Source organism: Cupriavidus sp. DF5525 (assembly GCF_040149425.2).
Lineage (GTDB): Bacteria > Pseudomonadota > Gammaproteobacteria > Burkholderiales > Burkholderiaceae > Cupriavidus > Cupriavidus pickettii_A.
In genome coordinates, this window is sequence record NZ_CP168266.1 from 446,723 (window position 1) to 473,049 (window position 26,327).

28 protein-coding genes are annotated in these 26,327 nt (G+C 64.7%); 17 read left to right on the forward strand and 11 right to left on the reverse strand.

What is annotated here, in order from left to right; all coding sequences use genetic code 11:
• Positions 1–906 carry a LysR family transcriptional regulator gene (locus ABNX08_RS23215; protein ID WP_022538048.1) on the reverse strand — a complete coding sequence of 302 codons (906 nt, stop codon included), beginning with the start codon at positions 904–906 and terminating at the stop codon, positions 1–3.
• A gap of 199 nt (positions 907–1,105) precedes the next feature.
• Here ABNX08_RS23215 and ABNX08_RS23220 point away from each other — a divergent pair, with 199 nt between their 5' ends.
• The 5 genes from ABNX08_RS23220 to ABNX08_RS23240 all read left to right on the forward strand — a co-directional run bounded on the left by ABNX08_RS23220 (position 1,106) and on the right by ABNX08_RS23240 (position 5,500).
• Positions 1,106–1,639 (forward strand): 2,4'-dihydroxyacetophenone dioxygenase family protein, encoded by a 534-nt coding sequence (locus tag ABNX08_RS23220; RefSeq protein ID WP_022538049.1) that lies wholly within the window; start codon positions 1,106–1,108, stop codon positions 1,637–1,639.
• A gap of 99 nt (positions 1,640–1,738) precedes the next feature.
• Positions 1,739–3,052: an MFS transporter gene (locus tag ABNX08_RS23225; RefSeq protein ID WP_022538050.1), complete on the forward strand. Its 1,314-nt coding sequence runs from the start codon at positions 1,739–1,741 to the stop codon at positions 3,050–3,052.
• 110 nt (positions 3,053–3,162) lie between these two features.
• Complete coding sequence (locus tag ABNX08_RS23230) at positions 3,163–3,981, forward strand: alpha/beta fold hydrolase (RefSeq protein ID WP_022538051.1); 819 nt, start codon at positions 3,163–3,165, stop codon at positions 3,979–3,981.
• A gap of 124 nt (positions 3,982–4,105) precedes the next feature.
• A complete protein-coding gene (locus tag ABNX08_RS23235) occupies positions 4,106–5,188 on the forward strand; it encodes an IS630 family transposase (protein WP_022538052.1) in 1,083 nt (360 codons plus the stop codon).
• Positions 5,189–5,200: 12 nt separating this feature from the next.
• Complete coding sequence (locus tag ABNX08_RS23240) at positions 5,201–5,500, forward strand: hypothetical protein (protein ID WP_022538053.1); 300 nt, start codon at positions 5,201–5,203, stop codon at positions 5,498–5,500.
• A gap of 21 nt (positions 5,501–5,521) precedes the next feature.
• Here ABNX08_RS23240 and ABNX08_RS23245 read toward each other — a convergent pair whose 3' ends face one another.
• Complete coding sequence (locus tag ABNX08_RS23245; protein WP_022538054.1) at positions 5,522–5,746, reverse strand: DUF2798 domain-containing protein; 225 nt, start codon at positions 5,744–5,746, stop codon at positions 5,522–5,524.
• A gap of 5 nt (positions 5,747–5,751) precedes the next feature.
• Positions 5,752–6,171 carry an ester cyclase gene (locus ABNX08_RS23250; RefSeq protein WP_022538055.1) on the reverse strand — a complete coding sequence of 140 codons (420 nt, stop codon included), beginning with the start codon at positions 6,169–6,171 and terminating at the stop codon, positions 5,752–5,754.
• Positions 6,172–6,287: 116 nt separating this feature from the next.
• On the opposite strand from ABNX08_RS23250, the gene ABNX08_RS23255 reads away from it, so the two are divergent.
• Complete coding sequence (locus ABNX08_RS23255; RefSeq protein WP_041681976.1) at positions 6,288–7,184, forward strand: LysR substrate-binding domain-containing protein; 897 nt, start codon at positions 6,288–6,290, stop codon at positions 7,182–7,184.
• A 24-nt stretch (positions 7,185–7,208) separates the two neighbouring features.
• On the opposite strand, the gene ABNX08_RS23260 is transcribed toward ABNX08_RS23255, so the two are convergent.
• On the reverse strand, positions 7,209–8,669 hold the full coding sequence (locus tag ABNX08_RS23260) for an isochorismatase family protein (RefSeq protein ID WP_374063703.1): 1,461 nt from the start codon (positions 8,667–8,669) through the stop codon (positions 7,209–7,211).
• A 539-nt stretch (positions 8,670–9,208) separates the two neighbouring features.
• Here ABNX08_RS23260 and ABNX08_RS23265 point away from each other — a divergent pair.
• Positions 9,209–10,540: an MFS transporter gene (locus ABNX08_RS23265; RefSeq protein WP_022538058.1), complete on the forward strand. Its 1,332-nt coding sequence runs from the start codon at positions 9,209–9,211 to the stop codon at positions 10,538–10,540.
• A gap of 57 nt (positions 10,541–10,597) precedes the next feature.
• On the opposite strand, the gene ABNX08_RS23270 is transcribed toward ABNX08_RS23265, so the two are convergent.
• Both ABNX08_RS23270 and ABNX08_RS23275 read right to left on the reverse strand, forming a co-directional pair.
• Positions 10,598–11,032: an ester cyclase gene (locus ABNX08_RS23270; RefSeq protein ID WP_022538059.1), complete on the reverse strand. Its 435-nt coding sequence runs from the start codon at positions 11,030–11,032 to the stop codon at positions 10,598–10,600.
• Positions 11,033–11,120: 88 nt separating this feature from the next.
• Positions 11,121–11,900 carry an SDR family NAD(P)-dependent oxidoreductase gene (locus ABNX08_RS23275; protein ID WP_022538060.1) on the reverse strand — a complete coding sequence of 260 codons (780 nt, stop codon included), beginning with the start codon at positions 11,898–11,900 and terminating at the stop codon, positions 11,121–11,123.
• A gap of 226 nt (positions 11,901–12,126) precedes the next feature.
• Between ABNX08_RS23275 and ABNX08_RS23280 the strand changes: the two genes are divergently transcribed.
• The 7 genes from ABNX08_RS23280 to ABNX08_RS23310 all read left to right on the forward strand — a co-directional run bounded on the left by ABNX08_RS23280 (position 12,127) and on the right by ABNX08_RS23310 (position 18,519).
• Positions 12,127–12,669 (forward strand): VOC family protein, encoded by a 543-nt coding sequence (locus ABNX08_RS23280; protein ID WP_022538061.1) that lies wholly within the window; start codon positions 12,127–12,129, stop codon positions 12,667–12,669.
• Positions 12,670–12,909: 240 nt separating this feature from the next.
• On the forward strand, positions 12,910–13,941 hold the full coding sequence (locus tag ABNX08_RS23285; protein ID WP_041681724.1) for a LacI family DNA-binding transcriptional regulator: 1,032 nt from the start codon (positions 12,910–12,912) through the stop codon (positions 13,939–13,941).
• A gap of 82 nt (positions 13,942–14,023) precedes the next feature.
• On the forward strand, positions 14,024–15,058 hold the full coding sequence (locus ABNX08_RS23290) for a zinc-binding dehydrogenase (protein ID WP_349607427.1): 1,035 nt from the start codon (positions 14,024–14,026) through the stop codon (positions 15,056–15,058).
• 237 nt (positions 15,059–15,295) lie between these two features.
• Positions 15,296–16,264, forward strand: a complete 969-nt coding sequence (locus tag ABNX08_RS23295) for a tripartite tricarboxylate transporter substrate binding protein (RefSeq protein WP_022538064.1) — start codon at positions 15,296–15,298, stop codon at positions 16,262–16,264.
• A 41-nt stretch (positions 16,265–16,305) separates the two neighbouring features.
• Entirely contained in the window at positions 16,306–16,812 is a 507-nt protein-coding gene (locus tag ABNX08_RS23300) for a 2,4'-dihydroxyacetophenone dioxygenase family protein (protein ID WP_022538065.1), read from the forward strand.
• Between the two features lie 51 nt (positions 16,813–16,863).
• Positions 16,864–17,835 (forward strand): tripartite tricarboxylate transporter substrate binding protein, encoded by a 972-nt coding sequence (locus tag ABNX08_RS23305; protein ID WP_041681725.1) that lies wholly within the window; start codon positions 16,864–16,866, stop codon positions 17,833–17,835.
• A 6-nt stretch (positions 17,836–17,841) separates the two neighbouring features.
• The gene (locus ABNX08_RS23310) at positions 17,842–18,519 is read left to right on the forward strand and encodes a Crp/Fnr family transcriptional regulator (protein WP_022538067.1); all 678 of its coding nucleotides are present in this window, start codon (positions 17,842–17,844) and stop codon (positions 18,517–18,519) included.
• Positions 18,520–18,539: 20 nt separating this feature from the next.
• Here ABNX08_RS23310 and ABNX08_RS23315 read toward each other — a convergent pair whose 3' ends face one another.
• From ABNX08_RS23315 to ABNX08_RS23330, 4 genes are all read right to left on the reverse strand, one after another.
• Positions 18,540–19,049 carry a 2,4'-dihydroxyacetophenone dioxygenase family protein gene (locus tag ABNX08_RS23315; protein WP_022538068.1) on the reverse strand — a complete coding sequence of 170 codons (510 nt, stop codon included), beginning with the start codon at positions 19,047–19,049 and terminating at the stop codon, positions 18,540–18,542.
• Positions 19,050–19,088: 39 nt separating this feature from the next.
• Positions 19,089–19,595: an ester cyclase gene (locus tag ABNX08_RS23320; protein WP_022538069.1), complete on the reverse strand. Its 507-nt coding sequence runs from the start codon at positions 19,593–19,595 to the stop codon at positions 19,089–19,091.
• 188 nt (positions 19,596–19,783) lie between these two features.
• Complete coding sequence (locus tag ABNX08_RS23325) at positions 19,784–20,743, reverse strand: tripartite tricarboxylate transporter substrate binding protein (RefSeq protein WP_022538070.1); 960 nt, start codon at positions 20,741–20,743, stop codon at positions 19,784–19,786.
• A 46-nt stretch (positions 20,744–20,789) separates the two neighbouring features.
• The gene (locus tag ABNX08_RS23330; RefSeq protein ID WP_022538071.1) at positions 20,790–21,743 is read right to left on the reverse strand and encodes a 2-hydroxyacid dehydrogenase; all 954 of its coding nucleotides are present in this window, start codon (positions 21,741–21,743) and stop codon (positions 20,790–20,792) included.
• 411 nt (positions 21,744–22,154) lie between these two features.
• Here ABNX08_RS23330 and ABNX08_RS23335 point away from each other — a divergent pair, with 411 nt between their 5' ends.
• Both ABNX08_RS23335 and glxR read left to right on the forward strand, forming a co-directional pair.
• The gene (locus ABNX08_RS23335) at positions 22,155–22,949 is read left to right on the forward strand and encodes an HpcH/HpaI aldolase/citrate lyase family protein (RefSeq protein WP_022538072.1); all 795 of its coding nucleotides are present in this window, start codon (positions 22,155–22,157) and stop codon (positions 22,947–22,949) included.
• A 40-nt stretch (positions 22,950–22,989) separates the two neighbouring features.
• Positions 22,990–23,871: a 2-hydroxy-3-oxopropionate reductase gene (gene glxR, locus ABNX08_RS23340; protein ID WP_022538073.1), complete on the forward strand. Its 882-nt coding sequence runs from the start codon at positions 22,990–22,992 to the stop codon at positions 23,869–23,871.
• 72 nt (positions 23,872–23,943) lie between these two features.
• Here glxR and ABNX08_RS23345 read toward each other — a convergent pair whose 3' ends face one another.
• Positions 23,944–24,801, reverse strand: a complete 858-nt coding sequence (locus ABNX08_RS23345; RefSeq protein ID WP_022538074.1) for a ferritin — start codon at positions 24,799–24,801, stop codon at positions 23,944–23,946.
• A 98-nt stretch (positions 24,802–24,899) separates the two neighbouring features.
• On the opposite strand from ABNX08_RS23345, the gene ABNX08_RS23350 reads away from it, so the two are divergent.
• Positions 24,900–26,312, forward strand: a complete 1,413-nt coding sequence (locus ABNX08_RS23350) for a PLP-dependent aminotransferase family protein (protein WP_022538075.1) — start codon at positions 24,900–24,902, stop codon at positions 26,310–26,312.
• Positions 26,313–26,327 lie beyond the last annotated feature (15 nt).

Genomic DNA, 26,327 nt, shown 5'->3' on the forward strand with positions numbered 1-26,327 from the left:
CTACTGCGCCCAGGACTGCGTCGCCAGCCGTTCGGTGAGGTAGTCGCAGAACACCTTCACGCGCGGGCTGAGATGCTTGCGGTTGGGGTAGACCAGGTAGAGCGGTTCCTTGGCCGGGTCCTGATAGGCCTCCAGCACCGGCATCAGCCGGCCTGCGCGCAGGTCCTCGCCGATATGGAACTCGGCCAGCCGCACGATCCCGAAACCGTCGAGCGCCAGGTCGCGCGCGATCTCGCCTTGCGTGGTGTCGACCACGCTGGCCGGCCGCACGCCGTAGGTAGTGCCGTCCGCGGCGCGGAACGGCCACACATTCCACTCACTGACAAAACTGAAGCCCACGCAGGTGTGCTGCTGCAGGTCGGCTGGCGTCCGGGGCCTGCCATGCCGCGCCAGGTATTCCGGTGACGCGCACACGATCCAGCGGCTCGCGGCGATCTTGCGGGCCACGCGTGAGGAACTGGGCAGCGCGCCGCTGTGGATGGCGACGTCCACGCCCTTGTCGAAGGCGTCTTCATACTGTGGCGCGATATGGAACTCCACCGACAGCCCCGGATAAGACTTCAGGAACGCGGGCAGCCAAGGCACGATCTGGTGCCGCGCGAACGTCAGCATGGTGTGCACGCGCACCTTGCCGTTCAGCGCCTCGCCGAGCGCTTCGCCGTGCGCATCCGCATTGGCCATCGCTTCCACCACCATCTCCGCGCTGGGCAGGTAGCTCTGGCCTTCTTCGGTCAGGGCGACGGTGCGTCCCTGCCGCACGAACAGGCGCACGCCTAGGCGCGTCTCCAGCCGCGCGACCAGCTTGCTGACCGCTGACGGCGTGATGTCGAGATTGCGCGCGGCCGCTGAGAAGCTGCGGCTGCGGGCCGAATGCAGGAAAGCGACGAGCTCTGAATATTTGTCCACGGTCTTGTTGCCCCTGGTGGCCGTGCGCGGGCGCGCCGGCCTCCGATCATTGGCATTGTCCGCGCCCGGCGGCAAGGCGACCTGTGCCTGCCTGGCACAGCGGCTATTCCGCCGCGGTGCTGGTTCGCGGATTCTTCACGCAACACAATGCGCTCAACCCTGCCTGACCAGGGTCAGTACCCACTCAAAGGAGCTCGTTGTGCAAGTGTATTCGCGCAAATTCCATAATCCCCGCGGCGTGCAGGCGGCGGTAAATCCGCTGCCGCCTGACGCGCGCCCGGATATCTTCTTCGGCAACCTCAGCGACATCGATGACATCCGCTGGATCCCCCAGGCCGATGGCGTCGCCTTCCTGCCGTTGTGCTTCGGCGTGACGCAGGGATATTACGTCAATCTGCTGCGCGTCCGTAAGTCCGGCGTGCTGTCGTGCCACAAGCATTTCGGCGCGGTGCATGCGGTGGTGCTCAAGGGCCGCTGGTTCTATCTCGAGCACGAAGAGATGTACACCGAAGGCTCGTTCATCATGGAACCCCCGGGCGAGACCCATACCCTGGTGGTGCCGGACGACGTGCCGGAAATGATCACCTGGTTCCACGCGGTGGCGGGTTACATCTACCTCGACGGCGACAACATCATCGGCCATGAGGACGTCTTCACCAAGGTCGCCGCCGCACGCCGCCACTACGAAGAGAACGGCCTGGACCAGCGCGACCTCGACAAGCTGATCCGCTGATCCACTGCACGCGAAGCGCGCCATCGACAAAGCCCGCGGCAACCGCCGCGCGAAAGACAGAGGACCCTGCCGCCACCGAGCAGGGCCCGGGGAGACAATATGGAAATCCAGACCAGCCAGGTGCAGGACCTGGCGCAAGCCCATCCCGCGCCCGCGCGCAGCGGCGCGGTGCGCACCATCTTTGCCGGCAGCATCGGCAATACGGTCGAGTGGTTCGACTGGTCGATCTACACGGTATTCGCCATCTACTTCAGCAAGCAGTTCTTTCCGGGCGACGACAGCAATGCCGCCCTGCTGTCGACCTTCGCGGTGTTCGCCATCGGCTTTTTCATGCGCCCGCTGGGTGGCTGGCTGATCGGCGGGTTTTCCGACCGCTATGGCCGGCGCAGCGCGCTGACGTTGTGCATCATGATGATGGCGGGTTCGTCGTTCGCGATCTCGATCCTGCCGACGTACGCGCAGATCGGCATCTGGGCGCCGGTGCTGATGACCGTCGCGCGCATGGTGCAGGGACTGTCGGTCGGCGGCGAGTACGGTGCGGCCACCACCTACCTGACGGAATCGGCGCCGGCGGCCAGGCGCGGCTTCTACGGCAGCTTCCTGTTCTGCAGCATTGCCGCGGGCCTGCTGCTGGCCTCGGGCCTGGCCTGGGTGATGACGCGGTTCATGACGCCCGAGGCCCTGCACGACTACGGCTGGCGCATCCCGTTCTTCCTCGGCGGCTGCGGCTCGGTGTTCGGCTTCTGGATTCGCCACGGGGTCAACGAGACGCAGGCGTTCTCGAAGATGAAGGCCGCAGGAGAGATCCGCCGGCGCTCGCTGGGCTGGGTCTGGCAGCACCACCGCGGCGCAATGCTGCGCCTGATGGGAAGCACGGTGCTGCCGGCGTTCAGCTTCTATCTCTTTGTCAGCTACATGCCGGTCTACGCAATGCGCAAGGGCGGCGCCACGCCCGACGTTGCATTCCAGGCGAGCACCATCAGCATTGCGCTGTTCATGCTGGCGCTGCCGCTGTGCGGTGCGCTGTCGGACCGCTTTGGCCGACGCCCGCAGTTGCTCGTCTATGCGCTGCTCAACCTGCTGTTCCTGTATCCGGTCGTGTCGATGCTCAACGCGGACTTCTGGACGCTGCTGCTGATCGAATGCTTCGGGCTGATGGCGTTTGCGCTCTATGCGTCGATCGCGCCATCGATCATGGCCGAGTGGTTCGATACGCAAGTGCGCGGGGTGGGCATCGGCGCCGGCTACAACCTGGTGGTGGCGCTGCTCGGTGGCACGACCCCTTACCTGCTGACCTGGCTGTCGTCGCGCGGGCAGGAGGGCTGGTTCTTCCTCTACGTGGGCTGCGGCGCCTTCATCACCCTGCTGACGTTCTGCAAGACGCCCGAGACGCGCGGCATGCCGCTGCGGTAACTGTGCGGCAGCGTATGCAACCTCAAGGCCAGCCGTGAGGCTGGCCGACTGTCTTCCATAGCAGAAGCACAGCACAATATCTTTCAACCCTATGGCTTTGAGGCAATGACATGCTAAGACTGACCATTGATGTGGATGGCGTGGCCACCAGTTACCTGAACGCCGGCGATCCTGCGCATCCCACCGTGCTGCTGCTGCACGGCACGTTCTGGAGCCGCGTGTGGCAGCCGGTGCTGGATGAACTGGCGGCGGCCGGGCTGCACTGCGTGGCGGTGGACCTGCCCGGGCTCGGCCGCTCCGGCGGCGAGCTGACCATCGATACGGCATCGATCCCGGCACTTGCGGCCTGGGTGGAACGGTTTGCGCATGCGGCCGGGATCACCGGCCCCGTCAGGCTGGCCGCGCACGACATCGGCGGCGGGATCGCGCAGCACCTGCTCGTACACGGTGGCATCGAAGTCAGCCATCTGGCGCTGGTCAATGCCGTGATGTACGACTCATGGCCGGTGCCGGCCGTGGCGCGCTTCCGCGACCCGGCGGTGGTCGCCGCCACCACCCACGAGGAAATCCTCTCGGCGCGGCGAACGGCGATCACGCGATGCCTGGATCGTGCGGCAACCCTTGAACTGGTGGAGGCGTACCTGGCGCCATGGCTGGATGCGCGCGTGGCGCGCTCGTGGATGGCGCTGGCCGGAGCGGCGGACAATCGCCATACACAGGCACTGGTGCCGGCCTTGCGCGCGTCGGCAATCCCCAAGCTGCTGGTCTGGGGCGAGGACGATCCCTTCCAGCGCATCGAGCATGCCGAACGCTTTGCGCGCGAGATTCCGCACACCCGGCTGGTGCGCATCCCGCGCGCCAGTCATTTCCCCGCGGAAAACGACCCGGGCGCGGTAGCGGCGGCGTTGCGTGATTTCTTCCTGGCCTGAAGGGAAGGGCGAACGATGCGGCCGGCCGGGCGCGGATTCCTTCGGAATGCCCGTGCCGGCCGCGGCCTAGTACAACATCCCGTAAATAGGTTGAATAATTAATTGCCTCGGATATCATGACGGGATGAGCCGAGGCCGCCATGCAACGCCAGTGAAGCTGGCGAAGAAAGAAAGACAGGAACTGCTATCGCTGATCGAGCGCAAGACGGCTGCGCAGCGAGACGTGATGCGCGCGCGAATCGCGTTGTGGGCCCACGAGGGCCACTCCAATACGGTCATTGCGCGGGAACTGGGTGTATCGGTGCAAACGGTTTGCCTGTGGCGCAAGCGCATTGCCCAGCGAGGTGCCCAAGGCATTCGCGAGGGCGAGCGCAGTGGCCGTCCCCCACGCATCACCCATGAAGCGCGACTACAGTTGATCTCGCTGGCTTGCGAAATGCAGGAACCTGAGGGGCGGGTCACGCCCACGCTGGACGAGATTGTGGCGCGCGCCGTGGAGCGCGGCGTCGTCGGGCAGATCAGCCGCAGCCAGGTGCAGCGCATTCTGCAGGCCGGCGACGTACGTCCGCACCGGGTCCAGCAATGGCTACACAGCCCCGACCCGGCCTTTCGCGAGAAGGTCAACGGGATTTGTAAGCTGTATCGCAAGGCACCTCGAAACGCGGTGGTGCTCAGTATCGACGAGAAGACCGGCATTCAGGCCATCGAGCGTAAGTACCCGGGACGTGCACCCGCGCCGGGACGACTGCGTCGGCGTGAGTTTGAATATATTCGTCACGGCACCCAGGCATTGATTGCTGCGCTAGACGTGCATACCGGACAGGTGCTGGCAGAATGCCGCGACCGGCGCACCCAGGACGATCTGGTCGCCTTCATGGAGCGCGTGGCAAGCGCGTACCCGGGCAAACAGGTGCACGTCGTCTGGGATAACCTGAACACGCATCGCGCCGAAGCCGTCTGGCAGGCATTCAACGCGCGGCACGATGGGCGGTTTCACTTCCACTTCACGCCATTGCACGCGAGTTGGGTCAATCAGATCGAGCTCTGGTTTGCCTGCTACACGCGCCGGGTGCTGCGCCAAGCGAGCCACACCAGCATCGCGCACCTGCGCGAACGCACCGAGCAGTTCGTCCGCGCGCACAATCAGGTGGCCCACCCGTTCAAATGGAGTTTCCGGGGCTATCCGTTGCAAACCGGCGCATCATAATCGAGGATCCAAATGCCAGCCTTACCCACCAAACATTACGCTGCCAAATTGCAGCAGCAACTGCGCAGCCTGCTCGGCCACGAGCAGATCATCACACAAGCCTACGGGCGTCACCTGCTGATCAAACGTCTGGACGACGAGGAGCCGACCGTGGTGGCTCGGCTGACCGAGCTCGGCCGCAATCGCTATGGTGCCGCCTTTCGCAGCCATAGTGGGCGTTGGGAACCGTTGCCAGGCGCAGGCTCGCTCGACGAGATGGCCGAGTTGGTTGTCACGCTCCTGCAGCCGTATTTTCAGCCCGATAATTATTAAAGCTATTTACGGGATGTTGTACTAGTGCGTCAGCGCATCGACGGCGCGCCGTATCGCAGGCGCGGCCAGCAGCACGATGGGCAGCATGATGGCCCACGACACGGCGTAGGCATGCAGCCAGTGCGACAGGAAACTGCCGCGCCCGTAGAAGGGCGCGCTGGCGATGGCAGCGGCGACGGCGCAGCTCATGCCCGACTGGATCGCGCCGAACACGAAATGCCCGTAGCGCCGTGGGATGCGGGACATGCTGCTCAACGCGCCGCGCCGGCCAGGCTGCGCTGGACTTCCAGCGCGCTGCGCTCGACCCAGTTGTGCTGCAGCAGGCCATCCTCGCGCACATGCAGCACCGCGGTGCCGGTCATGCGGATCGGCGACTGGCACGGCGACGAGCCCATGAAGCCGTTGTTCCTGCCGGTCACGATCCAGCGCGACACCACCCGGTCGCCGCTTGCATTCTGGAAGGTCTCGACCACCTCGAAGCGGAAGTCGTCGATGCTCGCAAGGAAGGCCGCCACCCATTGCTTGAACTGCGGGCGCGAGCGGATCTCGACACCGCCGGACGTAATGGCGAAGTCTTCGGCGACAAGGCTGTCGATCGCATCGGGGTTCCTGCCTTGCCAGACCTGGCGCCAGAAGTTCTCGACGATGGCAATGGAATCTGTGCGGCACATCACATCACGCTCCTTGAGAAAAGAATTGGTGAACCGATTATTGGCAGTTGAAACCGAGAAGACAAACGAATAATCTTTCTTGCATCTATTCGTTTGCCTGATTGATGGGCCATGCCATGCAGGACGTCGAACCCGATTTGCTCAGAGCCTTCGTGGCAGTCGCCGAATCCGGCAGCTTCACCGCGGCGGCGGGCCTGATCGGCCGCTCGCAATCCGCGGTCAGCCAGAAGGTGTTGCGGCTGGAGGACGTGCTTGACCTGCGCGTGTTCGAGCGATCGAGCCGCTCCCTGACCTTGACGCGGGATGGCGAACGGGCCCTGGCGGCGGCCAAGCGTTTGCTGGGCCACTACGACGCGTTCCTGCGGGAGCTGCGGGAGCCGCCAAAGCCCGCACTGATGCGGCTGGGCATTTCGGAGAACCTGGTGCAGACGCAGCTGCCGCGCCTGCTGTCCCGCTTCAGCGAGCAGTATCCCGATGTGCAGATCGAACTGGCCACAAGCGCCAGCCAGGATCTGCTGGCGGACTACGAGGCAGGCGCGCTCGACGTGGTGATCGCCAAGGCAAGGAAAGGCGGCCCCGCAGTGCGCGGCCGCGTGATCTGGCGCGAGCCGCTGGTCTGGCTCGCGGCCACCGGCTATCGGCCCGATTCGCGCCGGCCGGCCCGGCTGGTCATGATGCGGCCACCGTGCGCCTACCGCGAGATCATGACGGACGTCCTCAATGACGCGCGGCGCGAGTGGGTGGTCGCCTGCACCGCGAGCAGCCTCAGCGGCGTGCAGGCAGCCGTGCTCGGCGGGCTTGGCGTGACCGTGCTGGGCAAGTCGTTCGCGCAGCATGGCATGCGCATCCTGTCGCCGTCGGCGCAATGGCCCGCGCTGCCCATGGCCGAGGTCTCCGTAATTGGCGAGAGCCCGGCGATGCAGCCGGTCATCGAGCCACTGGTGGCGATGCTGACGGAAGCGCTGCTGGAGAGCGGCAGCGTGACGCTGGAAACGAATTCCCAGTCAGGGTGAGTGCGAGCGGCCGCCTTTGCTGCGCTATGCGCGCGCGCCCGCTTCGATCGCGCGCCCAATCTCGTCAGACGACCGCACCCGCCCAAGGATCTGGAAGATCGTATCGCATGCAAAGCGGTGCGACGCCTCGGTCAGGCCGGTCATGCCGTCCTCGGCAAACACCAGCGCGTAGCCCCGGTCCAGCGCCGCCCGTGCCGTCGACTCCACGCCGATATTGGTCGCGATGCCGCCCAGCACGATGGTGCGGATGTTCCGCCTGCGCAACTGCTGGTCCAGGCCAGTGCCGTAGAAGGCGCCGTACTGGCGCTTCTCGATCAGCATATCGCCGGGCTGCATATGGGCTTCGCTGACGATCTGCCATGCTGATTTCGGCAGGGGCGGGCTGCCGGCGGGCAGCGTCCATACGAAGTCGTCATCGAAGCAGGCGACGATGCCTTCAAGGTTGCCGGCGGCAAAGGCGGAGAAGAACTTCCCGGCGCCGCCCAGCGCAGCAAACAGCGCGGCGCCATGAAGTGGCCATTGCGTACGACCGCATAGCCCGATTGCTCGCGCACTGCGCCAACCCATCGGGGAATGCCGCGCCGCCCGGGGCAGCGCCGGCTGCGCGCGCCTCACTTCTTCGAAGGGCCAAGGGGAATGGCGACGCTTAGCCAGAGATTCCACCCCTCCGGCCGGTTCCTGGCCGCGAATTCCCAGTACGCCTTGAGTGACATACCATTCCTGTGAGCCGACTTTGAAGAAGTAGCCGACCTGAGGACCGACTCCGGCGACACGCGACTTGAAGTCGCCGAGCCGGGCACCCGTGCCGCTGTCGCCGCCTAGCTGGTTGTAGAAATAGCCGACGACGCCGGCATGGACATGTTCGGAGAAGAAGTGCGACGCTGCCCAGTCCAGGTGAGAGTCCACCCCGTTCTTGTAGTCAGTGTCAGGGTTTTCGAAGTTGTAGGTAAAGCCGAGCACTGCGGAGAATTCGTTCTTCTTGTCGAAATAGGTGTAGCCGCCGCCCGCGTCCACCGACCAGTGCCCGAGTCCAATGTTGGCGAGCCGGTTCGCGTCGTAGGCGCCGACCGGTATACCCATCATGGTGTACGCCATGAAGTTATGTACGCCGTGGTTCCATTTCAGTGTGCCCAGCGGGTACAGGTCACTGACGCCGGTGCGCGAATCGCTTTGCGCGCCCGATATGACCCCGCCGCCCGGCCCCGAGAGCGTCGTATTGACGCCCACCCGGCTACGCCCGAATGCGCCAACGACGGACGCCGATGCTTGCCCGCCAAGGAGCGGTTCCTTGAACGTATAGGTCGGCGCGACGAATATCAGGTCGGCCCGGGCATCCACCCCGCCCGTGATGCGGCCACCGCGTTGGAAAGTCTTGCTCCCGCCTTCACTCGCGGAGGGGTGGTAATACACGGCGCCCAGCGACCAGCCCGGTGCCGTCGGCACCGCCGCAAGGCTGCCAAATTGCCCTGGCAGCCAGAAGCTCACGCCGCTTTCGTCCGCGAGTGCGGGCTTCGGTCCCGCTCCGAGTGCAAGCACGGCCAGCGCCGCGGTACAGGTACGGCCGGCTCCCCATGCTGGGCGCTTGTAGCACTGGTTCACGACTTGCCCCCCGAGTATGGATGATCTTCCTCGCTGACGACATCATTTGCGCGGCTTGTAAGGAAGGGAAACCCAGCGCTTCATGGCAACTCCTTTCCGATCTGAATCTATGGTTACAGAGCGATGAGGCAGTGCCAACCAAGACATTTCGTTCGATAACTTGAATATTTTCGTCGCAGCAGTGACCAAGTTCACAAACAGAGCGCGAAAGCTGCTTCGCAGATGCTGCATCTGGCTTGCGCACCTTACTGGCTGGGCCGGTAAGCTACTTTTTTGACATTTTTCAGATTTCGGCAACGCGTTCGGAGAACGACCAATAGATCGGCCGCGGGTAAGTCCGCATCGGAGACTGCCAAAAGGCGACAGTCCGCTCCGGACCCGGCTCCGATAATCGGCGCGACATCTACAACAGTCGGAGACATGGCATGGGCACGGTGCATATCGACGTGACGGCGGACAACGAAAGCAGGCTGTTCCGGAAGGTGAGCTGGCGAATACTGCCGGTGCTGTGCGTCTGCTATGTCTTCAGTTTTCTCGATCGCACCAACGTGGGCTACGCCCAGCTCCAGATGCGCGACGAGCTGGGGTTCAGCGATGCTGTATTCGGGCTGGGCGTCAGCGTCTTCTTCATCGGCTATGCGCTGTTCGAAGTGCCCAGCAACATGCTGCTGTCGCGCATCGGGGTCCGGAAAACCTTCCTGCGCATCCTGATCCTGTGGGGGCTCGCCTCGGCGGCCATGATCTTCGTGAGGACACCCACGCAGTTTTACATCGTGCGCTTCCTGGTCGGCGTGTTCGAGGCCGGGTTTGTTCCCGGCGTCCTGTACTACCTGACGCTGTGGTATCCAAGACGGCGTATCGCCCAGGCGACCGCGATCTTCTATATGTCTTACACCCTTGCGCCGATCCTGGCCGGCCCGGCTGCCGGGGCGATCATGACCTGGCTCGACGGGATGTTCCAGCTTCGCGGCTGGCAATGGCTCTACCTGCTGGAAGGCCTGCCGTGTGTGCCGTTGGGCATCATGGCGTACCTGTTGCTGTCTGAAAACCCGAGGGAGGCGCGCTGGCTGAGCGAACGCGAGCGAACCGAACTTGAGCAGATGCTGAGCCAGGACCGCGCGGGCCATGGCCACGCCCGGCTGCGCGATGCGATCTTTGATGCGCGCGTCTGGGTGCTGGGGCTGATCGTGTTCCTGGTCGTGTTCGGCGTCTTCGCGCTGTCGTTCTGGAAGCCGACCATGCTCAAGGGCATGGGGCTGACCGTCATGCAGGTGGGCCTCGCGGCAACGATACCTGCGCTGTTCGGGGTGACCGCCGCCATCCTGGTCGGTCGTCACTCGGACAAGACCGGCGAGCGCCGGTGGCACTTTGCGATTGCGGCGATGGTGGGTGCCGTCGGGATGCTCTGCGCGTCGCTGTTCCCGCAGAATCCCGTGATGACCATCGTCTGCCTGACGCTGGCGTCGATCGGCATGTCCAGCGCCTATGCGGTGTTCTGGGCGATGCCCGCGAGCATCTTGTCGGGCCCCAGCGCCGCGGCAGGCATTGCCGTCATCACTACGATCGGATCAAGCTCCGGCATGGTCGCACCGCTGCTCGTAGGGGCCTTGAAGACGCTCACCGGCGGCTTTACCGCCAGCCTCTACGTCCTCAGCGGGGCGCTGGCTTGCGCAGCCGTCATCTTCGCGTACTACTTCCGGGAGGGGGCTGGCGCACGCCGCGTGGCCCGCCCGGCAAGCCACACGTCGGCCGCCTGACAAAAAAGGCGAGGGGCCTCTCAGCCGCTCGCCTCTTCCGGGACTCGCCGCCGATCGTCAGACTAGTCCGAGCGCTCGCAGCTTGGCGTCCGTGGCGGAGTAGGGGCGCTCGCAAATGATCTTGTCCGAATCCGGCGCGAATTCGAACGTCGCGGCCATGCGCACGCGGAACTTGCGGCCAGTGGGCGGGAAGATCTTGCCATTGGCCTTCAGATCGCCGAGGTGCGTGCCGGAGAGCCAGAACTCGACCAGCACGGTGTCGTCCGCGGCAGCGATGGCGATGATCTCGTTGGCCAGGTCGGGAAACGAAGCGCGCGACGAGTCGAAGTAGCCGCGCACCTCTTCTTCGCCATCGAACACCGTGCCGGTGGCGTGCATTTCATAGCGGGGATGCGCGAAGGTATCGATCACGGCATCCCATTCGTGCGTGCACTCGAGGGCCATGTGATCACGCACGGTCTGGATGCGTGCGGCGTTCAGGGATTCAGACATCATGTTCTCCATCAGGTTTTGCGGGAAGGATCGGCGACCGGCTTCGGCTGGTACTGAGCCAGTCGCCATATGGGAATGCAATGCGGTGTCAGCGCAACAGCCGCCAGCCGCCATCCACGGTGAACTCGCCGCCCGTGATGTAGCCGGCTTCGTCCGACGCCAGGAAGGCGATCAGGTTGGCAACATCCTCGGGCTTGCCTTCCTCGGCGAGCGGGATGCGCCGGCCAGCCGTCCGGGGATCGACGCCGCCGGTTGCCTCGCGTTGCTTGTACTGGTCGAAGATCGTCTCGAGCATCGGCGTGGCGATCTTGCCGGGGTGGACGGAATTGCAGCGAATCTGGTGGCCGTGCTCGGCTCCGGCCAGCGCCACGGTTTTCGTCAGCTGCATCACGGCGCCCTTGCTGGCGCCATAGGCGACGCTTTGGAGTGTCGGGTAATACGCGCCGACGGAAGCGAGATTGATGATGGCGCCCCTGCCGGTCTTGCGCATTGCCTCCACGCCTTCGCGGCAGCCCAGGAACGTCCCGTCCAGGTTCACCGCCAGGACACGCCGGAAGTCGGCGAGGGTGGTGTTGGCGAGCGTGCCATTGACCACGTCGCCGACGATGCCGGCCGCATTGACGAGCACGTCGAGTCGCCCGTGGCGCTCAAGGATTGCCGCGATCGTGGTCTTCCAGTCCGGCTCGCTGGTGACGTCGAGCGCCATGAACTCGGCGCCGATCCGGTCCGCCACCGCGGCGCCGTTGCCGTTCGCCAGATCGGCGATGACGACGCGTGCGCCGCGCTCTGCCAGCACGCGTGCCGTCGCGGCCCCGATGCCGCTCGCGCCACCGGTTACCAAGGCCACTTTGTCCGTGAATTGAGCCATTGCAATAGTCTCCTGAGTGTTGTTCTGCAAGCGCAGTTTCCTGCATGCCAGCCATCGTTGCGCAAATAAGAGAAACGTTTCCACAACTGTTCTGGATTGTTGGTGCCGCAGAAAACAGGGGCAATCATGGTAAACACTACCCCCATGAATTCGATGGTTGCGCGTATATTGTGAAAACGTTTCTGCAAAAGCGAAACAGCAACCCTCAGACGACAAGGAGACAGCAATGAGTTATTTGTTCGGCGGCGTGCGGCAGCTTGGCTACGTGGTGAGCGACATCGAGAAGGCCATGGCTCACTGGACCGAAAAGCTCGGCGTCGGGCCGTGGTTCTACAAGGAAGACGTGGGCACCACGGAATACCGCTACTACGGCAAGCCTGCGACGCCGCCGACGCTGTCGATCGCGCTGGCCAACTCCGGCGACCTGCAGATCGAACTGATCCAGCAGCGGGACGAAGCCCCATCGCTCTACCTGGACTCGCTCAAGCGCAGCGGCGAAGGTGCGCAGCACATCGCCTACTGGACGGAAGACCGGTTCGACGAAATCGTGGCGCACCTGCTGGAGGCGGGGTATGTGGAGGGGCATGGCGGCCGGATGGGCCCGCGTGGACGTTTTGCCTACTTCGTGCATCCGGAACTGCCCAGCGGCATGTTCGAGATCTCCGAACTGACCGGCGGCAAAGGCGAGTACTTTGCCGAGGTCAGGCGGGCAGGGCTGGCGTGGGATGGCAAGGGTCAGGCGATCCATCAGATCGGCGCACCGCGATAGCGCCCGACGTGGCCGGCGGGCCCGCCCCATCCCGGGCGCTTGTCTTGCCGGCCGCGGACCCCCGAGGAGTATGCGTCATTCCGTGAGCTAGAATGCTTAGCGTTCAGGAAATGACGCATGACTCGTCGCTGGCTCGCCGCGCTGCCGTGGCGGGCCGACGGTAAAAGAAGAGGGGAGGGAGCAGATGTTGCAGTCTCGTGTGGTGCCCGTGGTGGCGCAACGTATCGTGAAACGTCGCCGATGAAGCCACGCATCACGATCCGGGAAGTTGCCAAGGAGGCCGGCGTTTCGATTGGCACGGCATCCCGCGCGCTCAATCGCGCCGGGCGCGTCAGCGAAGCGGCGATTGCCGCCGTTACCAAGGCGGCCAGGCGGCTGGGATACGAGCCCGATGCGATCGCACAGAGCATGCGCACGCGCTCGTCGGGCGCGATCGGCCTGATCGTGTCGGATCTCGCCAACCCGCTTTACGCCAGGATCATCACTTCCGTCGAGGCGGCGCTGCAGGCGGCCGGCTACGCGTTGCTGATCGCCAGTACGCATAACGACGGGAAGCGCGAAAAGAACCTGATCGACCTGTTCCGCCGCCGACGCGTGGACGGGCTGATCCTGGGCCCTTGCGAGGTGGAAAACCCCAAGCTGCTGGAGCAGCTCTCGCAAGATATGCCGGTGATCGCACTCGACCGGGATTTCGGCCCGACCGGCACCGGCGTCTATGTCGACCACTACAACGGGGCGCTGCAGGCGACCCGCTACCTGCTGAACCTGGGCCACACACGCATCGCGCTGCTGACGCCGGGCAGCGTCCTGCGTCCGGGCCGGGAACGTATCGCCGGATTCAAGGAGGCGTACAAGGAGCAGGGTCTCAAGCCGGTGCCGAAGCTGATTCGCTGCGAGAAGTCCGCAATGGATTTCGCGTTCACCGAAGCGCTGTCCCTGCTGTCCGGGCCCGAAGCGCCCACGGCCTTCATGTGTCTGGGCACGCGCATCCTGGCCGGGGTGTTGCAGGCGCTGCGGCATACCGGCCGGACCGCGCCCGACGATGTCAGCGTGATCAGCATCGGCGACACCGATCTGTCGCAACTGTTCAGCCCATCGATTACCTCGCTGACCTGGGATCTCGATATCGTTGGCACCGTGCTCGCCCAGCTCATGCTCAAGCAGCTGGAGCGCGAGGCAGGCATCGAGCCCGAGACCATTGTCATTACCACGCAGCTCGTGCTGCGCGAGTCATGCGGCCCCGCCACCGCGCGCAAGAAAGTAACCGCCTAGGCGCAGCGCAATCCTGTCTTGCAGCAGCAATGCCGCCTCCATCCGAGGCGGCATTTTTTTGGCCGGCAGGCCCTTGCGTAAAGTGCGAAAACGTTTCTACAATGAATGCGCCAGAACTATTCAACAGGAGACATGCGCAATGAAAGCTGCGATTCGCGGTGAGACGGGACTTGTTTTTGCCGAGATGGAGATCCCTCGACCCAAGGCCACTGAAATTCTCGTGAAAGTCCGGGCCAGTTCCCTGAATCGCGCCGATTTGTCGCTGGTCGACGGGAAGGCGCATGGCACGGCCGGCGGTACCGGCACGCCGCTGGGCCTGGAATGGGCTGGGGATGTCGTCGAGATTGGCGAGGACGTCACGGCATACAAGGTTGGCGACAGGGTGATGTGCTCCGGCCTTGGCGGCTTTGCCGAATATGCCGTGACGGATTGGCGGCGCGCCTTCCCGTTTCCCGCCGAAGAGATGGACTACGAGACCGGTGCCTGCCTGTCGGTCGCACTGCGCACGACCCATACGGCGATGCGCCATCTGGCCGGGCTCGAAGCCGGGCAAACCGTGATGGTGCTGGGCGCTTCCTCCGGCGTGGGTCTGATGGCATTGCAGGTGGCAAAACACTTCGGTGCCAGCCTGGTCATCGGCACGTCGACCAAGCCCGACCGCCGCGCGCGCCTGGCGGAGTTTGGCGCTGACATCGCGCTCGACAGCAACGATCCGAACTGGGTGAAGGCCGTGCTGGAACACACCGAAGGCCGCGGCGTGGATCTGCTGGTCGATTTCCTGGCCGGTCCTTTTATCAACGACAGCATGCGCGCGGTGAAGATCGGTGGGCGCATCGTCAATATCGGCCGGATGGCAGGGGAGAGCGGAGAATTCGACTTCGATCTCCATTCGTTGCGCCGGATCCAGTACCTCGGCATGACCTTCCGGACGCGCACCGTCGAGGATTTCGGTGTCATTGCAGAGCGCGTGCAACGAGACTTCTGGCCGGCTCTCCGGCAAGGACAGCTGCGCCTGCCGATCGATGCCAGGTTGCCGCTGGATCGTGTCGCCGAGGCTTGCGAGATGATGCGCAGGAACACGCATTTCGGAAAGATTGTCCTGACGCAGCACGCATAAGGCGCGCGCGACCCATGGCCTGGCGACTGTCGCCAGGCAGGCCGCGCACGCCCTCCCGGCGGTGCTATTTGCGCCCACAACGCCTCACAAAAACTCTCGGGTTTACCACCATTTGATCCGCGCCCCCATGGTCGCACAATAAGTGGAAACGTTTCCCTGTGTTCCAAAAAATGCCTTGCCCAAGGGCCACGGAACACGGCGCGATGGACCCGTGAAACACAGAAGCTGGAGACAAAGATGAAGAAGTACGCCGCCCTCGGTTTCCTTGCCGCAGCCGCGTTGTCCTTTGGCGCGCAAGCGCAGGGCGATGCCAGTTATCCGACCAAGCCGATCCGCCTGATTGTCCCGACCGCACCGGGCGGTGGCGGCGACGTGTTCGCCCGCATCCTCGCGGACCAGCTCGGCCGACGCCTGAAGCAGCCGCTTGTGGTCGAGAACAACGCCGGCGCGGCCGGCACCATCGCGATCGCGCAGCTCGCACGGGCCACGCCGGATGGCTACACGATCGGCCTTGGCACGATGACGACCACCACGCTGGCCCCTGCCGTCTACCAGGCGCTGCCATACGACCCGGTCAAGGACCTGACGACCATCGCCCGCGTGGGCACGTCACCGATCATCCTGGTCGCCACCAAGGACTTTCCCGCCAACAACCTGAAGGAACTCGTGGCCGTGGCGAAGAAGAGCGCTTCGCCGCTGCAGTTCGGCACCTGGGGACTTGGCTCCACCGGACACTTCTGCGCGGAGGTCCTGGCCCAGAAAACCGGTATCAAGCTGGACCACATCCCGTTCAAGGGCACGTCGCCCGTGGTGACAGCCATGCTGGGCGGGGTGGTGAAGCTGGGCTGGCTCGATATCGGTAGCGGCACATCGGCCGTCAAGACCGGCAAGATCAAGGCGCTGGCCATGTGCACGCGTCGCACGGCCAACTTCCCCAATGTTCCCACCTACAAGGAGCAGGGCGTCGATTTCGACCAATGGACGGGCTGGGCCATGTTCGCGCCCACGGGCGTGCCAAAGGCGATCACGGAGAAGCTTGCCGCAGCCGTGCAGGAGACCCTCAAGGATCCGGCGGTGGCAAGCAAGATGGCCGATCTCGGCATCACGCCGGATTACGTCGCCGGCAGCGAACAGGCCGCGATCAATGCGCGCGACATCGAAGTGTGGAAGCGCGTCGCGCGCGAAGCCAACATCAAGCTGGACTAGACATTCCCCATTCCCCATACCCCTCATCCTTGGAGATAGCAATGGCATTGCCGCAGGTTGTCACGCACCAGGACCGGCTGTTGTCGGTCAACATCCACGCATCGCACGAGTTTCCCGGATCGGAACCAGGCTCGACCATCATTCCGCTGTTCCTCGATCGCGAGAACGGCGTCTGGGTGCTCTACGGGAAGTTCGAACCGGGCACGACGCTCCCGCCGCATTTCCACACCGGCACCGTGCACTTCTTCACGACGAAGGGGCAGTGGAACTACATCGAGTATCCCGAGGACCCGCAAACCGCAGGCAGCTACCTGTACGAACCCGGCGGCTCGGTGCATACCTTCTCCGTGCCGGCGGATGCAAAGGAGCCCGCCGAAGGCTTCATGGTTGTCTACGGCGCTAACGTGATTTTTTCGGAAGGCGAATTCCAGAGCGTCCGCGATGCCGGCGCGATCGAAGAGGGCATCCTCGCCGCCGCGCGCAAGGCCGGGATTCCCGTGCCGCGCTACATCCGTCCCAAAGGGGGCGCGGAGTTCTCCGCGGACTGAGGCGTTCCCGGAGCTGGCAGGTCAGAACAAGAAACTTTGGAGACAACTGTCATGAAGCACTCTTTCTGCAGCGGCCTCGTGGCGCTCTGCATGTCGATCGCCACCGTCGCCGTTGCACAGCCGGCCGGCGACTACCCCAACCGCCCGGTCAAGCTGATCGTGCCCTCAGCCCCTGGCGGTGGCGCGGACGCCTTTGGCCGTTTGCTCGGCGAGCAGCTGAGCAAGCGCCTCAGGCAGCCGTTCGTCGTCGATAACATCGCCGGCGCGGCCGGCACGATTGCGATCGGCCAGCTGGCGCACGCCAGGCCCGATGGCTACACGATCGCGCTGGGCACGATGACGACGACCACGCTGGCGCCGGCGGTCTACCACCAACTGCCTTACGATCCGGTCAAGGGCCTGACGACGCTGGCAAGGGTCGGCACCTCGCCGATCATCCTGGTCGCCACCGCCGACCTGCCGGCCAACAATCTCAAGGAGTTCATCGAACTCGCGAAGCGAAGCCCGAAGCCGATCCAGTTTGGCACCTGGGGCCAGGGCTCGACCGGCCATTTCTGTGCCGAAGTGCTGGCGCAGAAAGCGGGCATTAAGCTCGACCACATTCCGTTCAAGGGCGGTGCTGCGGTCATGACGGCCATGATGGGCGATGTGATCAAGGTTGGCTGGCTCGATATCGGCTCTGGCACAACCGCGGTGAAGACAGGCAAGATCAAGCCGCTGGCGATGTGTACCCGGCGGACCTCCAATTTCCCGAACGTTGCCACGTACAAGGAGCAGGGCGTCGACTTCGACCAATGGACGGGCTGGGCGATGTACGCGCCGGCGGGCGTGCCCAGGCCGATCGTGGACAAGATCGCGGCGGCGCTGAAGGACACGCTGCAGGACCCCGCCGTCAAGTCGAAGATGACCGACTGGGGCATCACGCCCGACTACCTCGGCGGCGAAGAGCAGGCAGCCGTCAACGTCCGGGAGATCGAAGTCTGGAAGCGCGTGGCCAGGGAGGCCAACATCACGCTGGATTGACTGCCCATGACAGACCTCGCCGAAGCCAGCCGCCATCCTGTTCCCGAACTGCTGTCCCCCGAGCTGGAGGCCGCGTTGCGCGCCCATGCCATGCGCCGGCAACTGGCGAAGAACGAAGTGCTGTTCACCTATGGCTCGTCGCCGCAGGCGCTGTTCTGCGTGGAGCGCGGACGCATGCGCTTCAGCGTCACGGCAGCCAACGGCCGCGAGGCGGTGCTCAGCGTGCTGGAGCCCGGGCAATGGTTCGGCGAGGTCTCACTGTTCATGGACGCGCCACGCGTCTATGACGCGCGTGCGGTGGTCGATTGCGAGGTGCTCATGCTGCCCGCGCAGGCGTTCCACGCCATCGTCGACCACCGCCCGGCATTCCTGATGGAATTCACGCGGCTGATCTGCCGGCGCTATCGCTGGGCACTGGAATGGATCGACGAGACGATCCTGCAACCGCTGCCGGTTCGCCTGGCGCGCCGGCTGCTGGGGGCGCAGCATGCGCACGCGTTGTCGGCGCCGGCCGACGGGAACGCTGCGCTGCAGCTGTCCCAGGAGGACCTGGGCCACATGCTGGGCGTCTCGCGGCAGAGCATCAACCGGCAGCTCAAGGAGTGGGAGGGCCAACGGATCCTGCGGCTCGACTATGGACGCGTCACGCTGCTGGACCAGGACGCCTTGAGGCGCCTGGCCTGACGCGCTCGCAGACGCGCTCACTACGTCGCGCTGGCAAACTCCGCGCCGCCCTTGGGGCGGATGTACTTCGGCATCGGCATGGCGCCAAGCTTCACGGCGCCCAGGATCGCGGCCTCGATCGCGCCCGCGTCCATGATGCTGTGGTACTCGCCATTGACGAAGTTGATGTTGGCGCCATAGACCACCATCAAGCCTTCGGCCGGTTCCCTGGCATCGGCCGGCACCATGAACGTGTGCATGGAGCCGCCGGGCTCGAACAGGTAGCTGCCGGCCGTCTGCGGATCGTCCGGATACTCGGCGTAGTGCCACATGCCGCGCGTGGTATAGAAATGCACCGTGCCCGTATGGAAATGCGTGGGCAGGACCGTGCCCGGTTCGAATCTCCCGTAGAGCACCCAGACCCCGTTTTCACGGTCCAGGAACAGCGGGGTGATGTTGGTTCCCGGCACTTCGGTCGGCAGGCGCGGGACTTCGTTGATATTGATCGTCAGCAGGTGTTCCTGATGCGTCGTGACTTCCGGCAAGGGCATGTCGATGTCTCCGTAGGAATCGTGATCGGTGATGGGAACTTACGCCGCGGCGGACAGGTCCGCCGTCTTGTCACGTAACAGGCCGGCAATGGCCTGCGCCTTCTGCCCGGGCGGCAGGCCGGCCAGCAGCTGCTGCATCATGGTCAGGCTGTCGTAGTAGATCCGTTCGCAGATCAGCGTCTCGGCGTCGAACAGGAACAGCGCAATCATGCGGCAGCGGAACGGCTTGCCCGTCGGTGGCAGTTCGTTCAGGTTGCCGCGATGCGTGCCGGACAGCCAGAACTCGACGATCACGGCATCGTCGGTATGCCGAAGCTGGATGATTTGGCTGCGCTGGTCCGGGAATGCCTGGCGGCTCTGCGTGTAGTACTTCCGGACGTTGTCGTTGCCGTCGAATACCGCGCCGCTGGCAATGAGCTCGTAGTGAGGGTGTGGAAACGTCGACAGGACGGCGTCGAAGTCCTGCCGGATCTCGTCGGCAAAATGATCGCGAACCACGCGTTCGCGAAGCGTGCGCAGGTCAGCGCCAGTGGTTGGTGTCGTCATCGAAGTCTCCGTCGCTTTTGTGAGGGACGCCGCCGATCCGTTGCGGATGGCAGCGCTCCGGGAAGCGATTATCTGGGGCGGGATCCGATGAAGACTGTCGCGGATTGGCGTTTCGATACCGGGGTATTCCCGGCATCGGTTCGGCCTTTACTCCGTTGGACAGCGACTGTGAAGACTTCCAACCACTCCTACTCCGGCTGAATTCCCGCCGTCTTGATAATCTTCCCCCACCGCTCCAGCTCCGCCACCTGGAACTTGCCCAACTCCTCGGGCGAAGACACCTTCACCTCCATCCCGTTCTCCGCCACGAAGTGCTTTACCTGTTCGCTGGACATCGCCTTGCGCATCAGCGCATACACCCGGTTGACGATCGGCGCAGGCGTGCCGGCAGGCGCGTAGAGCGCATTCCAGTAGCCAAACTCGTAGCCAGAGATACCCTGCTCGCCAACAGTCGGCACATTGGGCAACAGCGCCGAGCGCTGCGGGCTGCTGACGCCGAGCGCCCGCAGCTTGCCGGCCTTGACCTGTGGCAGGCTGGTGGTCAGGTCGACGATCATCACGTCGGTCTGGCCTGCGACGAGGTCGATCACGGCGGGCGGGTTGGCCTTGTACGGAACGTAGGTCAGCCTGGTGCCGGTCATGTGCTGGAACTGCTCGGTGGCAACACGCGCGGACGACGACCCGGACCCGTAGGTCAGCTTGCCGGGCTCCTTCTTCGCGAGCGCGACGAACTCGGGCACGGTCTTGGCCGGCACGTTGGGATTCACCACCATCAGCATATAGCCCTGCACCAGCTGCCCGATCGGCGTGAAATCCTTGATCGGGTTGTAGGGCAGGGACCTGACCAGGTGCGGATTGGCGGCCTGCGTGGTGTTAGTCGTCATGAACAGCGTATAGCCGTCCGGCGCCGCGCGTGCGACCTGTTGCGCGGCAATCCCGCCGAACGCGCCGGGTCGGCTGTCGACCACGACGGGCTGGCCGGTCTCCTTGGTGATCTGCGCCCCCACCGCGCGGGCGAGACCGTCGGTGGTGCTGCCGGGGCTGGAGCCGATCACGATGGTGATGGGCTTGGCCGGATAGGACTGTGCGCCGGCGATGCCGGATGCGAGCAATGCCAGCGTGAGTGCCGCGAGGTGGGGGATACGCATGATGTCTCCTTGGGTTTGTTATGGGGTTTGCCGGTGGACGCCAGGCTCAGGTGGTCAGGCTGAACTCGGGCCGCTGGCCCGCCAGGGCCTGGGCGATGCTGTCGAGCACCATCTCGCCCATTGCGGCGCGGGTCTGGTGCGTGGCGCTGGCGCGGTGCGCCTGCAGCGTGACGTTGTCCATGGCGAACAGCGCCTCGGGAACGTTGGGCTCGTCGACGAAGACGTCCAGCCCCGCGCCCGCGATCTGGCCGGCCTTGAGCGCCGCGACCAGGTCGTCTTCCTTCACCAGCCGGCCGCGCGCGATATTGATCAGGTAGCCGTCCTTGCCCAGCGCGTCGAGTACCGCGGCATCGACGATGCCCTCGGCCTTGTCCGCGGCGGCGGCCAGCACCAGGGCATCGCTCTGGCGGGCGAGTTCGACCAGCCCGGGCACGAAAATGTGGGGCACGTCATCCATCGCCCTGAGGTCGGTGTAGGCGATCGGGCAGCCGAATGCCGCCAGGCGCGCAGCAATGGCGCGGCCGACGCGCCCCATGCCGACGATGCCCACGCGCATGCCGCTGACGCGGCGGGCCAGCGGGATCGCGCTCGGCTGCGGGTTGCGCAACCACTCGCCGGCGCGGATGAAGCGGTCGCCAGCACACATGCCGCGGCAGGTCGCGAGCAGCAGGCCCACGGCGAGGTCGGCCACGTCCTCGGTCAGCGCGCCGAAGGTGCCGGTCACCGGCAACCCGCGGGCGCGGGCGTATTCGAGGTCGACCGCGTCGGTGCCCACGCCGTTGACTGCCACTACCTCCAGGGCAGGGAGTTGCTCCATCATCGCGCGCGTGATGCCGGTGTGGCCGCCGGTGATGACGGCGCGGATGCCGGGGCCGTGCTCACGCAGGTAAGCGTCCTTGTCGGCCTGCTCGAAGAGCCGGTGCACGGTGTAGCGCGCGTCCAGCTTGTCGTTGATGGCGGGGATCAGGATGGGGCTCAGCTGGAGGATGTCTGGTTTCATTGGGCTCGTTGTCGTGGGCGCTGTGTTTTGGGCAGCGCGGGGCGTAGACAGGAAACAGGCGACATGCTGCGCCGCATGTCATCAGTCATCCTATGACATGGATGCGGCCGTCACCAAGAAAAACCGGTTGAATTTCGGGTAAACGCGAGGCGTCTGGCCAATGAAAGGCGGAAATTCACGCGGAATGGCTGCCAATCGCCATCGTTGACATCGGGTAATCCCCAACCGGCAAAGCTTGCCCGGAGTCCGTACAATGTTGTACGACAACGTATTACATTCTTGCGGTTCGATAAGTTCAACCAGCGCGAACTGGCCCGTTGGGAGAATGTGATCCAGACTGGAAGATCCCGATCGAGCCATCGCGACGCGCTCGCACGCCGCCGCATGCAACCTGCAATTGGAGGAGACCGTATGCGCGAGAACCGGATTCGAACCATGTGGGCCGCCGACCAGGCGGTCGTGAACGGCTGGCTTTCCATCCCCAGCGCCTTTGCGGCGGAGACGATGGCCCACCAGGGCTGGGATTCCCTGACAGTGGACCTGCAGCACGGCGCGCTGGACTACGCGGATGCGCTGGCGCTGCTAACGGCGATTTCCACCACGAATACCGTGCCGGTGGTGCGCGTGCCGTGGAACGAGCCGGGCGTCCTGATGAAGGTGCTCGATGCCGGCGCGTATGGGGTGATCTGCCCGATGGTCAACAACCGTGCGGACGCCGAACGCCTGGTGGCCGCCACGCGCTATCCGCCGCTGGGCGCGCGCAGCTTCGGGCCGATCCGCGGCCTGCTGTACGGCGGTGCGGACTATCCGGAACGCGCCAACGACACGGTCGTGGTGCTGGCGATGATCGAGACCCTGCAAGGGCTGGACAACCTGGACGAGATCCTCTCGGTCGACGGGCTCGATGGCGTGTATATCGGCCCTTCTGACTTGTCGCTCGCGCTCGGTTGCCGCCCGACCTTCGACGATGTCGACCCGCCGGTGGTGCAGGCCATCGCACACGTGATCGCACGGACCAAGGCGCATGGGCGCGTTGCGGGCATCCACAACGGCGCGCCGGAAGCTGCCTTGCGGCGGATCCAGCAGGGCTTCCGCTTTGTGACGGTGAGTTCCGACGCGCGCTTGATGGCGGCGGGGGCAAGGCAGGTGATATCGCAGATGCGCGCGGGGCTCGTGCCACCGCCGGAGACTGCGTCGGGGTATTGAGCCCGGCCAGGCAGGCCAACGAAACTAACGGAGAAAACACGTGAAACTGGGATTTATCGGACTTGGCATCATGGGCAGCCCGATGGCTGAGAACCTCATCGCCGGCGGGCATGAGGTCAGGCTGTACAGCCGCAGCGGCGCGCCGCAGGCACTGCTGGACAAGGGCGGCGTGGCATGCGGCTCCGGCAAGGAAGTGGCCGAGGGGGCCGACGTGATCTTCCTGATGGTGCCCGATACCCCGCATGTGGAAGCGGCGCTGTTTGGCGAGGGCGGGGTTGCCGAGGGGCTCGGCGCCGGCAAGATCGTGGTCGACATGAGCTCGATCTCGCCGATCGCGACCAAGGATTTTGCTGCCCGCATCCATGCGCTCGGCTGCCAGTACCTGGATGCGCCGGTGTCCGGGGGTGAAGTCGGCGCGCGCAATGCCACGCTGTCGATCATGGTGGGCGGCGAAGAAGCGACCTTCGACAAGGTGCGTCCGCTGTTCGCGCTGATGGGCAAGAACATCACGCTGGTCGGCGACAACGGCGCCGGGCAGACCGCCAAGGTGGCCAACCAGATCATCGTGGCGCTGAACATCGAAGCGGTTGCCGAGGCCCTGTTGTTCGCCTCCAAGGCGGGCGCGGACCCGGCACGCGTGCGCGAGGCGCTGCTGGGCGGCTTCGCCTCGTCCAAGGTGCTGGAGGTGCATGGCGAGCGCATGATCAAGCGCACCTTCAATCCCGGCTTCCGCATCGGGCTGCACCAGAAGGACCTCAACCTGGCGCTGTCCAACGCGCGCGAGCTGGGTGTGTCGCTGCCCAATACGGCGACGTGCCAGGAGTTGTTCAACGCGTGCGCCAGCCATGGCGGCGCGGGCTGGGACCATTCGGCGATCGTGCGGGCGCTGGAGCTGATGGCCAATCACGAAATCGGATCCTGAAGCGCGCTGGCAACGCGACCCGCGCCCGCTGACCGCCGGACGGCGGTCGCGGAGAGGGTCATGGCGCAGGGACTATGCGGTGGCCGCCATGCCGGCCATTTGCGATTCGCTCCGGAGTTCCTTGCGGTAGCGGTTCAGGTCCTGCACCGTCTCGAAGGTGCGTTCGAACAGCAGCGACATGTTGTGCAGGATCCGTTCGATGACCTTCTTCTCCCAGCCTTCGTCGAAGCGGATTTGCTCGTCCAGCCAGTGCTCGAGCCAGTCCGGGTCCGGCAGGCGCGACTGCACCGTGTCGTTGGGGAACAGCGCCTTGTTCACGTGCAGGTTGGTCGGGTGCAGCGGCTTCTCGGTGCGGCGCGCGGAGGCCATCAGCACGCCGATCCTGGCGAAGGCGGCGCGCGCGTTGTCGCCGAACTGGGCCAGGTACTTCTTCATGTAGCGCAGGTAGGCGCCGCCGTGGCGGGCTTCGTCCTGCGACAGGGTGCGGTAGATATGCTTGATCACCGGTTCCGTGTGCCATTCGGCGGCGCGGCGGTACCAGTGGTTCAGGCGGATCTCGCCGCAGAAATGCAGCATCAGCGTTTCCAGCGGCGGGGCCGGGTCGAACTCGAAGCGCACGGCGTGCAGCTCTTCCTCGGTCGGCACCAGGTCCGGGCGGAAGCGGCGCAGGTACTCCATCAGCACCAGCGAGTGCTTCTGTTCCTCGAAGAACCAGATGCTCATGAACGCCGAAAAGTCGGAATCGTGGCGGTTGTCGCGCAGGAACATTTCGGTCGCGGGCAGGGCGGACCATTCCGTGATCGCGTTCATCCGGATGGTCCTGGCCTGGTCGTCCGTCAACAGGCTGGCGTCAAAGGTATCCCAGGGGATGTCCTTGTCCATGTGCCAGCGGACGGCTTCCAACGATTTGAACAGTTCGGGGTAGAGCATGGTAAGCCTTTTGAAATTACGCGAGCTGGAAGCAGCATGCGCTCGCCCTAGTTCATACGAAAGAACCAAAAATCGAAATCTTGGATGTACCATGGGCCATGGACACCATCTTCGACTTCAAACTGGATCGCACAGCCAAGACTTCGTTGGCTGAACAGATTCGCATCGGGATTGCCGGCGCCATCGAGAGTGGCGTACTGGCGCCGGGCGCCAGGCTGCCGTCGTGGCTCGACCTCGCGGCGCAGCTGGGTGTGGCAAGGGGCACCGTCAAGACGGCGTACGAGCGCCTGGCGGATGCGCAACTGATCGTCGCGTCCCGGCCCGGGGGGAGCAGGGTGGCCGACCATCCCACCAGGATTCCGTCAGCGGAGCGGTCAAGGTCAATCGAGACGGCTCTGCAGTCGGACCTGTACCAGCATTTTCTTCCCGGGCCGGCGGTCTTCCAGATGGGGGTGCCTGCTTCCGATTGCTTTCCCGCAACCCTGTTCGCGCGCCTGCGCGCGCGTGCTGTGCGCGATGAAGTCGAAGCCCCTGCCGTCTATCCGGACCCACGCGGCGAGCACGAACTCAGGCGAGAGATTGCCGCGCATCTGGCGCTCTCGCGAGGCATCGAATGTCGCCCGTCGCAGATATTTATTACAGCAGGTTCTTCCGGAGCACTTGGCGTTACGTTGCGGGTTTTGCGTGCGGAAGGGCGAACCGCGTGGGTTGAAAATCCGGGGTACCTGCCGAGCCGCAGGGCACTCGAGATCTCCCGGATTTCCACGGTCCCGATTCCCGTTGATGAAGACGGGATCGATGTTTCGTATGGGGAGCAGCATGCGCCGGAAGCCGCCCTGGCGCTCGTGACACCAGGCCAGCAAGCGCCACTGGGTCCGACTTTATCGCTCTCGCGCAGACTCCAGCTCATCGATTGGGCGAACCATGCGGACGCATGGATCATCGAGGACGACTACCTCGGTGAACTGCAACTGAGGCGCCGCGCCGCCCCAGCCCTGGCCTCACAGGATCAGTTCGGACGGGTCATCCATATCGGCTCGTTCAGCAAGACGATCAGCCCGACGCTGCGACTCGGCTTCGTGGTCGCGCCGCCAGCGCTGGTTCCCCAGTTCGATGAGGCCGTGGCCTGCCTTGCCCCCGCTCCCGGGCCCGCGGTGCAGACCGCTACAGCGGAATTCATGCGCGACGGCCATTTCTTGCGGCACCTGCGCAAGATGAAGCGAATCTATGCTTGCCGGAGCAATGCTTTGCTCGACAACCTTGCAGCCCGAGGCCTTCAAGCCTATCCGGCCGGGCTGGCCGTCGTACTTCGACTGCCAGATGGTGCTGACGACAAGGCTGTCGCTCGTGAAGCCTTTGCCTACGGTCTCGCTCCCGCCCCCCTTTCAGCATGGTATGGCGCTGCCGCGACGAAACGGTCGGGTCTTCTTCTCGGCGTCGCCACCGCCATCGAAACGCAGCAAGCGACGGCTTGCGGGCGCCTGCATCAGGTAATCAAGCGGTATGCCTGATTACCAGGAGCACCC